Annotated in this window: 12 protein-coding genes and 1 tRNA gene; 10 read left to right on the plus strand and 3 right to left on the minus strand. The window is 74.2% G+C overall.

Annotated features, from left to right (window positions below; all coding sequences use genetic code 11):
• Positions 1-102: 102 nt before the first annotated feature.
• Both OG774_RS19975 and OG774_RS19980 read left to right on the plus strand, forming a co-directional pair.
• Positions 103-978, plus strand: a complete 876-nt coding sequence (locus OG774_RS19975; protein ID WP_328303618.1) for a helix-turn-helix domain-containing protein — start codon at positions 103-105, stop codon at positions 976-978.
• A 61-nt stretch (positions 979-1039) separates the two neighbouring features.
• Entirely contained in the window at positions 1040-1381 is a 342-nt protein-coding gene (locus tag OG774_RS19980; protein ID WP_328303620.1) for a DUF397 domain-containing protein, read from the plus strand.
• Positions 1382-1402: 21 nt separating this feature from the next.
• Here OG774_RS19980 and OG774_RS19985 read toward each other — a convergent pair whose 3' ends face one another.
• Positions 1403-2863, minus strand: coding sequence for a serine/threonine-protein kinase (locus OG774_RS19985; RefSeq protein ID WP_328303623.1), 1461 nt, complete (start codon positions 2861-2863; stop codon positions 1403-1405).
• Positions 2864-3116: 253 nt separating this feature from the next.
• On the opposite strand from OG774_RS19985, the gene OG774_RS19990 reads away from it, so the two are divergent.
• Positions 3117-3692: an antitoxin gene (locus OG774_RS19990; protein ID WP_328303625.1), complete on the plus strand. Its 576-nt coding sequence runs from the start codon at positions 3117-3119 to the stop codon at positions 3690-3692.
• Between the two features lie 114 nt (positions 3693-3806).
• Entirely contained in the window at positions 3807-4616 is an 810-nt protein-coding gene (locus OG774_RS19995; protein ID WP_328303627.1) for a thioesterase family protein, read from the plus strand.
• On the opposite strand, the gene serS is transcribed toward OG774_RS19995, so the two are convergent.
• Complete coding sequence (gene serS, locus OG774_RS20000; RefSeq protein WP_328303629.1) at positions 4617-5912, minus strand: serine--tRNA ligase; 1296 nt, start codon at positions 5910-5912, stop codon at positions 4617-4619. It abuts the gene before it with no gap.
• 202 nt (positions 5913-6114) lie between these two features.
• Positions 6115-6197 (minus strand) — tRNA-Leu (locus tag OG774_RS20005).
• A 174-nt stretch (positions 6198-6371) separates the two neighbouring features.
• On the opposite strand from OG774_RS20005, the gene OG774_RS20010 reads away from it, so the two are divergent.
• The 6 genes from OG774_RS20010 (at position 6372) to OG774_RS20035 (ending at position 14131) form a co-directional block, all read left to right on the plus strand.
• Positions 6372-7673 carry a DUF3662 and FHA domain-containing protein gene (locus OG774_RS20010; protein WP_328303631.1) on the plus strand — a complete coding sequence of 434 codons (1302 nt, stop codon included), beginning with the start codon at positions 6372-6374 and terminating at the stop codon, positions 7671-7673.
• 19 nt (positions 7674-7692) lie between these two features.
• A complete protein-coding gene (locus OG774_RS20015; RefSeq protein WP_274187367.1) occupies positions 7693-8172 on the plus strand; it encodes an FHA domain-containing protein FhaB/FipA in 480 nt (159 codons plus the stop codon).
• A gap of 88 nt (positions 8173-8260) precedes the next feature.
• Complete coding sequence (locus OG774_RS20020) at positions 8261-9631, plus strand: PP2C family protein-serine/threonine phosphatase (protein WP_328303636.1); 1371 nt, start codon at positions 8261-8263, stop codon at positions 9629-9631.
• Positions 9632-9714: 83 nt separating this feature from the next.
• Positions 9715-11241: an FtsW/RodA/SpoVE family cell cycle protein gene (locus OG774_RS20025; protein WP_274196980.1), complete on the plus strand. Its 1527-nt coding sequence runs from the start codon at positions 9715-9717 to the stop codon at positions 11239-11241.
• Positions 11238-12719, plus strand: a complete 1482-nt coding sequence (locus tag OG774_RS20030; protein ID WP_328303638.1) for a peptidoglycan D,D-transpeptidase FtsI family protein — start codon at positions 11238-11240, stop codon at positions 12717-12719. Before OG774_RS20025 ends, OG774_RS20030 begins: the two co-directional genes overlap by 4 nt.
• The gene (locus OG774_RS20035) at positions 12719-14131 is read left to right on the plus strand and encodes a serine/threonine-protein kinase (RefSeq protein WP_328303640.1); all 1413 of its coding nucleotides are present in this window, start codon (positions 12719-12721) and stop codon (positions 14129-14131) included. The genes OG774_RS20030 and OG774_RS20035 overlap by 1 nt, the downstream gene beginning before the upstream one ends.
• Positions 14132-14133 lie beyond the last annotated feature (2 nt).

A 14133-nucleotide genomic window follows, 5' to 3' on the forward strand; every position in this document is an offset into this window, starting at 1 on the left:
TGTAGAGCAAAGAGTAGTTCACCGGGTTGGTGTCGGCGTCACTGGCTACCCTCCCGGACGAACGGCGCTGATCGGTGGCGTCGCGGGGCCCGGGGGGAGGGCGTGGTCGACCGCAGCGGGGCCGGACCCGACCGGATCGATCCCAGCGCGCTGCGCTGGTTGATCGGTCATGAGCTCCGGGCCGCCCGTGAACAGGCCGGGCACACCCAGTCGGCGGCGGCCCGGGTGCTCGGCTGCACCCACGCGAAGATCAATTATCTGGAGCAGGGGAAGAACCAGCAACGCCCCGACGAGGTCGGGATGCTCCTGCGGTCCTACGGCGCCGACCCGGGCGACGTGGAACGCCTCGCGTCGCTCGCGTCGGCCGCCGACCGCGGCACGTGGTGGGCGCCGTTCGCCGACGTCGTGCCCGACTGGCTGCGCACCTTCGTGGGCCTCGAGGGCCTGGCGTCGGCGTCGTTCGCGTACGAGCCGTTGCTGCTCCACGGGCTGCTGCAGACCCGCGCCTACGCCACGGCCCTGCTCGTCGATCCCCTGCGCGTGCCGGTGGTCGACGTGGAGCGCGTCGTCGGCCTGCGCCTCGCGCGCCAGCAGCGCCTGCACGACCGGGCGCGCCCGCTGCACTACGAGGCGGTGATCGAGGAGACGGTCCTCGACCGTCTCGTCGGCGGCCCCGCGGTGATGGCCGAGCAGCTCGACCACCTGCTCACCCTCTCGGCGCAGGACAACGTGACCATCCGGGTGATGCCGCTCGCGGTCGCCGTCCATGACGGGCTCGACGGCGAGTTCACCCTCCTCGATTTCGACGCTGCGCGATCGATCGGTTACGTGGAGTTCCAGGACGGGGCCGTGTACGTCCAGGACCCTGACCGGATTGGCGGATACCGCACCGCCGCTGTCAGACTCCGCGACGCGGCGCTGCCGGAGGACGCCTCCCTGGAGGTGATCCGAGACCGCCGTGCGGCGCTGGGCTCTTGAGCCGTTCGGACGGATCCGGTGCCCGTCGTCGCCGTACCGCTCCCCCGGTGCAAGGAGACACATGGCCATGACGCACGGATGGCGGACCTCCAGCTTCAGCTCCAACGGCGCGAGCTGCGTCGAGGTCCTCGAGGCCGACGGCGCCACCTACCTGCGCGACACCAAGTCCCACGGCGAGGGCGCCGTGCTGCACCTCGACGGGCCGGCGTGGGCGGCGTTCCTGCGCGAGGTCGCGCACGACGCCCCGTCCGCGAACGGCGCGGTGGAGGTCACGGCCGACGACGACGGCGGGCGCCTCGTGCGCGAGACGTCCTCGGACGCCGTGCTGCTCTTCCGCGACGACGAGTGGACGGCCTTCCGGCGCGGGGTGCTCGCCGGCGAGTTCGGCGACGTCGGGACCTGAGGCCGCGGCCGGCCTCGAGGGTCAGTTGGCCGGTTCCGGCACCGGCGGGACGACCGTTTCGCCGTCGTCGGTGCCGCCGCCACCGCCGCCACCGCCGCCACCGCCACCAGCACCGCCGGTGCCGCCCCCGCCGCCTCCGGCCGTGGTCGTCGTGGTCGTCCGCACCGGCGGCGGCGTGGTCACGGGCGGCGGCGCCACGGTGGTGGTCGGCGCCACGGTGGTGGTGCGCCGCGACCGCGTGGTCGTCTCCTCCTGCGTGGTGGTCGTGCTGCTCGAGCTGAGGACCGGGGGCGCGGCCGGGATCACGGGCGGCGCCGCCTCCTCACGGTTCGAGAGCAGGAAGTAGCCGCCCACACCGCCGGCGAGCAGCAGCGCGAGCAGGGCCACGACCGCGGCGCGGCGACCGCGGCGCGGCGCCGGCTGCTCCGGGGCCGGCTGGCCGCCGACGAGGGCCGTCGGGTCGGCGGCGCCGTAGCCCGCCGTGCCGTACGCGGCCGCCGGGCCGTAGCCCCCGGGCGGCGTGCCCACCCGCCGCGTCGCGCCACCCGTGGCCGGGCCGGCCATCGGGGCGTAGGCGGTGGGGCCGGTACCGGTGCCCATCGCCGTGGTGCGCATGGCGCCGCTGCCGGTGACGGGCGCCGGGGCGAGCACGGTCTCGGCGTCCATGCCGGCCTCGCGGGCCAGGGCGCGGAGCTCGCCGACGACCTGCTCGGTGGTCGGGCGCTCCGTCGGCTCGTCACGCGTCATCGCGGCGAGCAGGCCGCCCAGCGGCCCCGGCAGCTCGGGCGGGATCTCCGGCGCGCGATGCAGCCGGGCGACGGCCGCCTCGAGGGCGTTGCCCGGGTACTCGCGCCGCGCGGTGATGCACTCGAGCAGCACGAGGCCGAGCGCGTAGACGTCGGACGCCGGGCCGACCTGCTGGCCGCGCACCTGCTCCGGCGAGAGGTAGGACGCCGTGCCGATGACCATGCCGGTGGCGGTGATGTTCGTGGCGTCGGCGAGCACGGCGATGCCGAAGTCCGACAGGTGCGGGCGGCCGTCGGTGTCGAGCAGCACGTTGCCGGGCTTGATGTCGCGGTGGACGACGCCGTGACGGTGCACGTAGGTGAGCGCGTCGCCGAGCGCCGCGCCGAGGGCGACCACGTCGCCGAGCGCGAGCGGCCCGGTGCGGATGCGGTCGGCGAGGGACTCGCCCTCGATGAGCTGCATCACGAAGTAGGCGCGGTCGCGCTCCTGGCCGACGTCGTAGATCGTCACCAGGCCCGGGTGGTTCATCCCGGCCAGCGTCTGGACCTCGCGCTGCCGGCGGGACTCGTCGGCCTCGCCGACACCGGCCGGGAAGAGCTTGACCGCGACGTCGCGCCCGAGCAGCTCGTCACGCGCCCGGTAGACCTCCGCCGCGCCGCCACGTCCGATGAGGTCGCCGAGGGTGTAGCGCCCGCCGCCCACGGTGGGTGGCGGGCCCGCCTCCGTCGAACTCACGCCCGCGCGCCTCCTCGATCCACGTGCTGCCGACCCTGTGCGTCGGCGTCGTCTCCTCCGGACACGGGTGTCCGTCGGACCGCTGTCCTGCGCCCATCGTGCCTGGCCGCCCGGCGCGTCCGACGGCCACCCTGCCGCACGGGGTGCCTCCGGAACCAGCACGGCCGGGCCGGGACCGGCTCCCGATCGGGTGTGGCCCCCGTCGTGCCGCGGGTACGGTGCCAATTCGGACCCCCGCTGGCCTGGAGGACCCATGAGCCGTGACGACTACGTGCAGCAGGGCAAGCAGTTCGCCAACGACCTGCGCGACACCGCGAGCAAGAAGGTCGCCGACAACGAGGAGAGCATCCTCGGCGCCGTCGGCAAGGCGGCCCGTTGGGTCGACCAGAAGACCGGCGGCAAGTACGCCGATCGGATCGGCAAGGCGGAGGCCAAGGTCGGCGAGGGCGTCGGCCGGGTCGCCAAGCAGGGCACCGGCGAGCCGAAGGCGCCCGGGGCGACGGCCGGCGACGGCACCGAGCCCGCGACGCCGCCGTCCGGCACGCGCCCCGCCGGCACCCAGCCCCCCGGCAGCAGCACGCCGACGGGGACCCCGGACGCGACCCCGCCGCACGCGCAGGGGGCGCCCGCGGGCCCCGGGGCCGCGACGACGGGCCCCGGCCCGACCGAGCCCCCGACCGGGCCCGTCGGCCCGCCCACCCGGGGTGCCACGGAGCCGACCACGGAGCCGACCACGGAGCCGACGACGGAGCCGACGACGGAGCCGACACGCCCCACGCACCCGCCGCGCGACGACGCCGCCGACTGGCCGCGCCCGCCGCAGCCGTGAGGCGAGGAGCCGCAGATTCGGCGCCGCCAGGCGCCGCCGCTCGCGCCGGGGTCGCAGCGCAGTCCGACGAAGGAGGACTGACCTGCGACCTCTTCGGCACGGCGGAGAACGACAGTGGCTGAGTTCGACAAGGCGACGCGCCCCGAGCCGACCGAGCGGCCCGGTCACTACGCGATCCTGCTCGACGAGCAATGGAGCATCGGACCCAAGCTGCACGGCGGCTACCTGCTGGCCGTGCTGGCGCGTGCGGCCCGGACGGCGATCGCCGACGAGCGGCCGGACCACACCTGCCCGCAGGCGGTGACCGGCACGTTCCTGCAGGCTCCCGAGCCCGGGCCGGCGACCATGGAGGTCACCGTCCTGCGGCTCGGGCGCGGGGCGTCGCAGCTCCGGGTGCGCCTCGACCAGGACGGGCCTGCCGTCGAGGCGGCCTGCGTGCTCGGTCCGCCGGCCGCGCTGTCGCCGGACGACCACGAGCCCGGGCCACCGGAGCTCACGCCCTTCGAGGACTGCCCACGCAGCCCGACGGCCACGGACGACGGCCGCGGCTCGTTGCCGATCATGGGTGTCGTCGACACCCGGCTCGACCCGCGGACCACCGGGTTCCTGCAGGGCCGCCCGTCCGGCGAGGGCCGCATCGCGGGCTGGGTGTCGCTGGACTCCGGCGAGCCGTGGACCCCGGAGGGCCTGCTCGTGGCGCTGGACATCCTGCCGCCGGCCACGTTCGACATGGGGCTCGCGGGCTGGTCGCCGACGATGTCGCTCTCGGCGCACGTCGTCGCGGCGCCCGTGCCCGGCCCGCTGCGGGTGGTGCAGTGGGTCGAGCGCGCCGGCGCGGACCGCATGCACGAGACGTGCCGCGTGTGGGACCCGGCCGGGCGCCTCGTCGGCCACGCGCACCAGCTCGCGGCCATCCGGAGGTAGCTACTCCGTGGTGCCGTCGGGCAGCAGCCGGCGGAAGCCGGTGTAGGGCACGAGCACCTCGGGCAGCGTCACCGAGCCGTCCTCGGCCTGGCACTGCTCGAGCACCGCGGCCATGGTCCGCCCGATCGGCAGGCCGGAGCCGTTCAGCGTCGCCACCTGCCCCCGCCCGCCCTGCGCGTCCTTCGACCGGATGCCGGAGCGGCGGGCCTGGAACGTGCCGCAGTCGGAGCACGACGAGATCTCGCGGTAGGTGCCCTGGCTCGGCAGCCACACCTCGATGTCGTAGGTCAGCCGCGCGTTGAACCCCATGTCGCCGGCCGCGAGGCGCACGACGCGGTAGGCGAGCCCGAGCTCCTGCAGGCACGCCTCGGCGTGCGCGAGCATCGTCTCGAGCTCGGCGTCCGACTCCTCGGCGGCGCAGACCCGCACCAGCTCGACCTTGGAGAACTGGTGGAGCCGCAGGATGCCCCGGGTGTCGCGGCCGTAGGAGCCGGCCTCGGAGCGGAAGCACGGCGTCCACGACGTGTAGGCCCGCGGCAGCGACTCGGTGGGGAGGATCTCGTCGGCGTGCAGCGCCGTGAGCGGGACCTCGGCGGTGGGGATGAGCCAGAGATCGCGCTCGTCGGTGCCGGTGCGGAACAGGTCGTCCGCGAACTTCGGCAGCTGGCCGGTGCCCGTCATCGTGGTCCCGGTGACGAGGTACGGGACGGAGAACTCGGTGTAGCCGTGCCGGCCGGTGTGCAGAGTGAGGAAGAACGTCGCCAGCGCCCGCTCGAGCACCGCCCCCGGGCCGCGCGCGACGCTGAACCGGGCGCCCGAGAGCTTGGCCGCGCGGCCGAAGTCGAGGATGCCCATCGCCTCGCCGAGCTCGACGTGGTCGCGCGGGGCGTCGAGCGCCGGGGGGTCGCCCACGCGGCGGACCTCGACGGCGTCGGCCTCCGAGGCGCCGTCGGGGGCGTCGTCGGAGGGGAGGTTGGGGATGGTGAGCAGCAGGTCGCGCAGCGCGGCCTCCGCGGCCTCGACCTCCTCCTCGGCCTCGCGGATGCGCTCCTTGAGCTCGCGGGCGCGCTCCTTGAGGCGGTCGACGTCGGCCGACGACGACCCGCTCTTCGCGGCCTTGCCGACCTCGCCCGCGGCCCGCTTCGACTCGGCGCGCAGCTCGTCGACCGCGCCGATGGCCCGCGCCCGTCGCGACGACAGCGCCTCGAGGCCGGACAGGTCGAGCGCGTAGCCGCGCCGACCCAGACGGCGGACCGCCTCGTCACCGAGCTCGAGCAGGAGCCGTGCGTCGTGCATCCGGGGCGTCCTCTCCGGGGGTGGGTGGGAACCGCAGGGTCCCAGGGTCCCGCACGCGGGCGTCGGCGCGACGCTCAGGGCCGCCCGGCGCACCGGGCGTACGGGACGGCGCCCCGAGGGGAGGAGGGTCCGGGCCGCGGCGGACGACACGCGGGGGACGACGAACGTGCCGAAGGGCACGCGGGGTGGAACCGGAGGGGGGTGGGCGAGGGGGGAGTTGAACCCCCACATCCTTTCGGATACACGGACCTGAACCGTGCGCGTCTGCCATTCCGCCACTCGCCCCGAGTGATCTGATTCGAACGCTAGCACGGGGCTTTGGGGCCTTCCTGAAGGAGGTCCACGCCGTCGCGACGGCGACCGATACCATCGGAACTGCCCGGCCGGTGTGGCGACACTCCGGACCGGGCAGCAGTCATGCGAGGCGACCGGGCGAGTGTCGGACGAGGAGGGATCGCGGTGGGGCGCGCACAGCGCTTCGAGCGCAAGCTCGAAGGTCTGGTGGGTGACGCCTTCGCACGCGTGTTCGGCGGCAAGGTCGTCCCGCAGGAGATCGCGCAGGGTCTTCGCCGTGAGGCGGAGGACGGCGTGCGAGAGTTGGCAGGTGGACGCCGCTTGGCGCCCAATCAGTACACGGTGGTGCTCAGTCCCGCGGACCACGAACGCCTGGCCGGCGACGAGGAGACCATCACCCACTCGCTCATCGAGGTCGTGGAGGAGCACCTCACGGAGGGCGGGTGGGAGACTTACGGTGAGGTCGTAGTCTCTCTGGAGCGTTCCGACGCGCTGCACACGGGACAGTTCCGCACCAGGTCGTCCGTTGACCCCGACGCGTCGCGGCGACGGGCCGCGAGCCCCCGATCCGCAGGAGAACAGCCCATGAGTCAGGCACCCGGCCGCTACCCGGACGACCAGCAGGGTCGTGACGGCAACTACGGCCAGCCCGGATACGACCAGTACGGCCAGCCTCAGCAGGGCTACCCCCAGCAGGGCGGCTACCCCCAGCAGGGCGGCTACGACCAGTACGGCCAGCCGCAGGGCTACCCGCAGCAGGGCGGCTACCCCCAGCAGGGTGGCTACGACCCGTACGCGCAGCAGGGTGGCTACCCGCAGCAGGGCTACGGCCAGCAGCCCGGGTACGACCAGTACGGCCAGCCCCAGCAGGGCTACGGCCAGCCCGGGTACGACCAGTACGGGCAGCCCCAGCAGGGCTACGGCCAGCCGGGCTACGACCAGTACGGGCAGCAGGGCTACGGCCAGCCCCAGGGGTACGACCAGTACGGCCAGCCCCAGCAGGGTTACGGCCAGCCGCAGGGCTACGACCAGTACGGCCAGCCCCAGGGCTACCCCCAGCAGGGTGGCGGCTACGGCGGCCAGTACGGCCAGGGCGGGTACGACCCGTACGCCCAGCAGGGCGGCTACGACCAGTACGGCCAGCAGGGTGGCGGCTACGGCGGCGTCCAGACCCGCCAGCTCACCGCGTCGCTGACCCTGGACGACGGCTCGAACCGCTCGTACCAGCTGGTGAACGGCTCGAACGTCATCGGCCGCGGTCAGGACGCCCAGTTCCGCCTCGCCGACACCGGCGTCTCCCGCCGTCACCTCGAGATCAACTGGGACGGCCAGCAGGCCACCCTGTCGGACCTCGGGTCGACGAACGGCACCACCGTCAACGGGACGCCCGTGCAGACGTGGCAGCTCGCCGACGGCGACACCATCCGCGTCGGCCACTCGGCTCTGCTGTTCCGCGCGCAGGGCTGAGGTCCGAAGGCCCGACGGCGTGCCCGAACTCGTCCTCCAGATCACGAGGGCCGGATTCCTGGCCCTCTTGTGGCTGTTCGTCCTCGCCGCGTTGCGGGTCGTGCGCAGCGACCTCTACGCGGCCTCGGGTCTGCGGGCCGCGGCGCCCGGCGGCCGACGACCCCCGCGAGGGGGCACGTCCAAGCCGGCCCGCGGCGGCGGTCGCTCGGGCCCCAAGGCCCTGATCGTCACCGCCGGTGCCCTCGCGGGCACCCGTATCGCCCTCGACGGCCGCCCGATCATGATCGGGCGGGCGGACGACTCCACGCTCGTGCTCGACGACGACTACGCATCGACCCGGCACGCGCGGATCTCCCAGTCCGGCGACGACTGGTACGTCGAGGATCTCGGGTCCACCAACGGCACGTACCTCGACCGCAACAAGGTCTCCGGACCGACCCGCGTGCCGCTCGGTACCCCGATCCGTATCGGCAAGACGGTCATCGAGCTCCGGTCATGACCGCGGCGGCGCCCGACTCCGCCGCGGAGACACCCGTCATCCGGACCCGGGTGTCGTTCCCCCATCCCCTCCCGTGCAGGATCGTCCCGTGACCCTGGTGCTGCGCTACTCCGCTCGCAGTGACCGGGGCCTGGTACGGCAGAACAACCAGGACTCGGTCTACGCGGGCCCGCGCCTGCTCGCCCTCGCCGACGGCATGGGTGGGCACGCGGCCGGCGAGGTGGCCTCGAAGCTGGTCATCGCCGCCCTCGTGCCGCTCGACGACGACGAGCCCGGTGACGACCTCCTGGGCGAGCTCGCCGAGGCCACCGCCCAGGGCAACGACGCGATCACCGAGCTCGTCAGCGAGGAGCCCGACCTCGACGGCATGGGCACCACGCTCACCGCGGTGCTGTTCGCCGGCAGCCGGCTGGGCATGGTGCACGTCGGCGACTCCCGCGCCTACCTCTTCCGCGACGGCGTGCTGACGCAGATCACGCGCGACGACACGTTCGTGCAGTCCCTGATCGACGAGGGCCGGATCACCGAGGACGAGGCCGCGAGCCATCCCCAGCGCTCGCTGCTGCTGCGCGCCCTCACCGGCCACGACGTCGAGCCCGCCCTCACGGTGCGGGAGGCGCGGTCGGGCGACCGGTACCTCCTGTGCTCCGACGGGCTCTCCGGTGTCGTGAGCGCCGAGACCCTCGCCGAGGCCCTGACGATCACCGACCCGCAGGACTGCTCGGACCGGCTCATCGAGCTCGCCCTCAAGGGCGGTGGCCCGGACAACGTCACCTGCATCGTCGCCGACGTCGTCGACGTCGACTACGGCGAGCACGACCCCATCTACGGCGGCGCCGCCGGCGACGGCCGCCCCGACCGCCCGCCGGGGGACTCCGCGGCCGCGCGCGCCTCCGCCGCGACGCTGACCCGCAGCGAGCCCGAACCGCGGCCCGCGCCCGCGGTCTCCGAGACCCCGCGCCGGGGCGGCGCGAAGCGCGGACGCCTGCGCCTGGCCCTCGCCGCGCTGGCCGTGGTCGCTCTCGCGCTCATCGCCGTGATCGCGGCGAAGATCTACGTCGACAACCAGTACTACGTCGCGAGCAGCGGCGACCAGGTCGCGATCTACCAGGGCGTGCCCGGCACCTTCCTCGGCGTCACGCTGCAGGAGGTCGTCGAGAACCCCGGCCTGCGCGTCGCCGACCTCACGCCCGTCGCGCGCCAGCAGCTCTCCGGTGACGGCATCCGGGTCGCGGACCTGGACGGCGCCCGCGCCACCGTCGCCCGCCTGAGCGCCGAGCAGATGCTCCCGCCGTGCCAGCCGGCCGTGCTGCCCGGCACCGTGCCGCCGGCCGGTGCGCCGCAGCCCGGGGTCCCCGCGCCCACCGCCGCCCCCGGCGTCGCCGGTCCGGCCCCGGTGGCCTCGCCCACCACGACCGAGCCGCAGGTCCCGGGGCGGGACTGCCGCCAGGTGCCGTAGTGACGCGCCCGACCGCTCCCGGCGGCGCCGGCCCCGGTTCCGCCGGGGCCCCCGGGATCGAGCGTCCGGCCGACCGCACGGCCATGCGGCCCGCGGTCGCGGCCGCCGTGTCCACGCGTCGCGGGGTCGAGCTCGCGCTGCTCGGCTTCGCCGCGGTCATCACCACCGGCGCCCTGGTGCTCGTCGAGGCCAACCAGGAGCAGGAGCTCACCTGGACACTGCTGTACCTGGGCGCGGCCTACATGGCGATCCTCGCCGCGGCCCACGTCGCGGTCCGGAAGTTCGCGCCGTACGCCGACCCGCTGGTGCTGCCCCTCGCTGCGCTGCTCAACGGCCTGGGCCTGGTCATGATCCACCGGGTCGACCTCGCCCGGATCGCCCGCGCGGCCAGCCTCGGCAACGACGAGCCCACCCAGGAGGCGCTGCGCCAGGTCGGCTGGACCGCGATCGGCATCGTCTTCTTCGTCGGCGTGCTCGTCCTCGTGCCCGACCACCGCACCCTCGCGCGCTACGGCTACACCGCCGGGTTCGTCGGCCTGGTGCTGCTCGCCCTGCCCGCGGTGCTGCCGGCCTCGCTCTCGGAGGTCAACGGCGCCCGCATCTGGATCCGTCTCGGGCCGGCCAGCATCCAGCCCGGCGAGTTCGCGAAGATCCTGTTCGTCGTCTTCTTCGCGTCGTTCCTCGTGGTGAAGCGCGACCTGTTCACCAGCGCGGGCAAGCGGTTCCTCGGCATGACCTTCCCGCGCCCCCGCGACCTCGGACCCCTGCTCGTGGCGTGGGGCGTCGCGATGGCGGTGCTGGTCTTCGAGTCCGACCTCGGGACGTCCCTGATGTTCTTCGGGATCGTCCTGGTGATGCTCTACGTCGCCACCGAGCGCATCTCGTGGGTGATCATCGGCCTGGTCATCTTCGGCGCGGGCGCGTTCGCGGCGTGGACGTTCGTCTCCCGCGTCCAGACCCGCGTCTCGGTGTGGCTCGACCCCTTCGCCGACTTCAACGGTCGCGGCTTCCAGGTCAGCCAGGGCCTGTTCGGCCTGGCCACCGGCGGGGTCGGCGGCACCGGCCTGGGCGCCGGGCGCCCCGAGCTCGTGCCGTTCGCCAGCACCGACTTCATCTTCACCTCCCTGGGTGAGGAGATGGGCCTCGTCGGGATCGCGGCGCTGCTGCTCATCTACTGCCTGCTCGCCACCCGGGCGATGCGCAGCGCGCTGGCAGTGCGCGACACGTTCGGCAAGCTGCTCGCCGCGGGCCTCGGGTTCGCCCTCGCGTGGCAGGTGTTCGTCGTCGTCGGCGGCGTCATCAACCTCATCCCGAACACCGGCATCACCGCGCCGTTCGTGTCCTACGGCGGGTCGTCGCTCGTGGCCAACTACGCGCTGGTCGCACTGGTGCTGCGGGTGTCGAACGCGGCCCGCCAGCCGGCGAGCGAGAAGAAGCCCAGCCCGGCGGCCGGGCCGTCGGCGCCGCTCGCGCCCCTGGCCGAGGCCAGCACCGAGATGGTGCAACGCGACCAGGTGCGCACCCCACCGTCCGGCGTGCAGCACCAGGAGCCGGCCGGACCGGCGGCCCCCACGGGCCGCGCCCCGCGAGGAAGGACCCGAGGAGAGTGAACACCCCGCTGCGACGGGTCTCCCTCGCGGTCATGGTGCTGGTCCTGCTGCTGCTGGGCCAGGCCACCTGGATCCAGGTCGTCAAGGCCGACGAGTACCGCGCCGACCCCCGGAACGCACGCGTCCTGCTCGACGAGTACGCCCGCCAGCGCGGCCAGATCTCGGCCGGCGGCGAGGTGCTCGCCCAGAGCGTCGAGAGCCCCGACCCGGGCGACCGCCTGCGCTTCCTGCGCCAGTACACCGACGGCCCGCTCTACGCGCCCGTCACCGGTTACTACTCGCAGATCTACGGCGCGGGTGGCATGGAGCGCGCGATGGACCCGGTGCTCAACGGTACCGACGATCGCCTGTTCGTGCGCCGCATCTCCGACGCCGTCACCGGCCGGGACCCGGCGGGCGGCAACGTCGTGCTGAGCATCGACCCGCGGATCCAGCGGGCGGCCTACGAGGCCATGACCTCGCGGAACTACCAGGGCTCGGTCGTCGCGATCCGGCCGCAGACCGGCGAGATCCTCGCGATGGTCTCGACGCCGTCGTACGACCCGAACCCGCTGGCGAGCCACAACGGCGAGACGCAGCAGGAGGCGTGGGAGGACCTCACCGAGGCCGAGCCGCCGACGCTGACCAACCGCGCGATCAACGAGACCTACCCGCCCGGCTCGACCTTCAAGATCGTCAACACGGCGGCCGCGCTCGAGGCCGGTGCGATCACCCCGCAGACCCCGGTGACCGCGGCTCCGCGCATCACGCTGCCCGACTCGACGACGCAGCTCGAGAACTACGACGGCAAGCCGTGCGGGCCCGGCGCGACCGTCCCGTTCGCCACCGCGTTCGCGAAGTCCTGCAACGGGCCGTTCGCGCAGCTCGCCGTGCAGGTCGGCGCCGACCGGCTGCGGGGCATGGCCACCTCGCTGGGCTTCAACAACGCGGCGCTCACGGTCCCGATGCCGGTGCAGGCCTCGCAGGTCGGCGACCTCGACGACGGCGCGTCGGTGGCCCAGTCCGGCATCGGCCAGCGCGACGTCCGCCTCACGCCGCTGCAGAACGCGCAGATCGCGGCGACGGTGGCCAACGGGGGCGTCCCGATGACCCCGAACACCGTGTCCCAGATCCAGGGCCAGGACCTCTCGACCGTCGACACCACCGAGCCCGACCGGCTGGCCCGGGCGTTCTCGCAGTCCACCGCGGACACCCTGACCCAGCTCATGATCGGGTCGGAGAACAACGGCTCCGGGGACGGCAAGATCCCCGGCGTCCAGATCGCCTCCAAGACCGGCACCGCCGAGTGGGGCGCCGACCCGAAGACCAACCCCCCGCACACCTGGTACGACGCCTTCGGCCCGGTACCGAACCCGCAGATCGCGGTGTCGGTCATCGTCGAGCGCGGCGGGAACCGCGGCGAGGAGGCCACCGGCGGCTCGGTGGCCGCGCCGATCGGCCGTGCGGTCATCGCCGCCGCCCTGGGGGGTGACGGCTGATGGCGCCGACGACGGGCTCGCTGATCGGCGACCGCTACCGGCTCGGGCGGCGCATCGCCGTCGGCGGCATGGGCGAGGTGTGGGAGGCCGAGGACTCCCGGCTGGGGCGCACGGTCGCCGTCAAGATCCTCAAAGCCGAGCTCACCGGGGACCCCGAGTTCCTGCACCGCTTCCGCACCGAGGCGCGCACGGCCGGCTCGCTGAACAACTCGGGCATCACCGCGGTCCACGACTACGGCGAGACCACCACCGAGTGGTCGACGGCCAACGGCACCGTGCAGGTGCCGACGGCCTACCTGGTCATGGAGCTGGTCCGCGGCGAGCCGCTGGCCCAGATCCTCGCCGTCCACGGGCGCCTCGGTGTCGACTACACGCTCGACATCCTCGAGCAGAGCGGGTGGGCGCTCGAGGCCGCGCACGAGCGCGGGCTGGTCCACCGCGACGTCAAGCCGGGCAACATCCTCGTGACGCCCGCGGGCCAGGTGAAGATCACCGACTTCGGCATCGCCAAGGCCGTCGACGCGGCCCCGGTGACCCGGTCGGGCATGGTCATGGGCACCGCGCACTACATCGCTCCCGAGCAGGCCGGCGGCGGCGACGCGGGCCCGGCCTCGGACGTCTACTCGCTCGGCGTGGTCGGCTACGAGTGCCTGGCGGGGCGCCGCCCGTACCTCTCGGAGAACGCGGTCACGGTCGCGATGATGCACATCCGCGACCCGCTGCCGCCGCTGCCGAACGACGTCCCGCCCGTGGTCCGCCAGCTCATCGAGGCGACCCTGGCCAAGGACCCGCGCCAGCGCTACGCCACGGGCGGCGAGTTCGCCCAGGCCGTCGCCGCCGTCCGGCGCGGCGAGCCGCTCCCCCTGCCCGGTGCCGGCTCCGCGCCGACCGAGCGGGTCAACCCGCAGACCCGGGTGGCGCCCGCGATGTCGCGCGAGCCGTCGCCGCCGCGCGGCCAGGACGGTCCCGACCGGTGGGCGTCCCGACCCGAGGAGCCCCGTCGCCGCGGACCGTGGGGCGCGGTGGCCGCGCTCGCGGTCGTGGCCCTGCTCCTGGTCGCCGGGGTGTTCTGGGTGATCAACTCGGCGGAGACCTCGGCCCCGCCCCCGCCCACCGAGACCACGGCGGCGTCCTCGACGACCACGCCCCGACCCACGACGACGACCCGGACGTCGCGGACCACGACGAGCTCGTCGGCCGCGAACGGCGTGTCGGTCAACCCCGTCGACTACGTCGGGCGCCCGGCGTCGGTGGCGGCGGCCGCCCTGCAGGACGTCGGCCTGGAGGCGGAGATCGGCACCGTGCTCGGCGGCGAGCCGAACGACCCGTCCCGGTGCCGGGTGCTCTACCTGTCGCCGACGGGTGACGTACCGCGCGGTGAGACCGTGTCCGTCACCTGTCAGGAGTTCTGAGG

The organism is Actinomycetospora sp. NBC_00405, assembly GCF_036044095.1.
GTDB classification, from domain to species: Bacteria; Actinomycetota; Actinomycetes; order Mycobacteriales; family Pseudonocardiaceae; genus Actinomycetospora; species Actinomycetospora callitridis.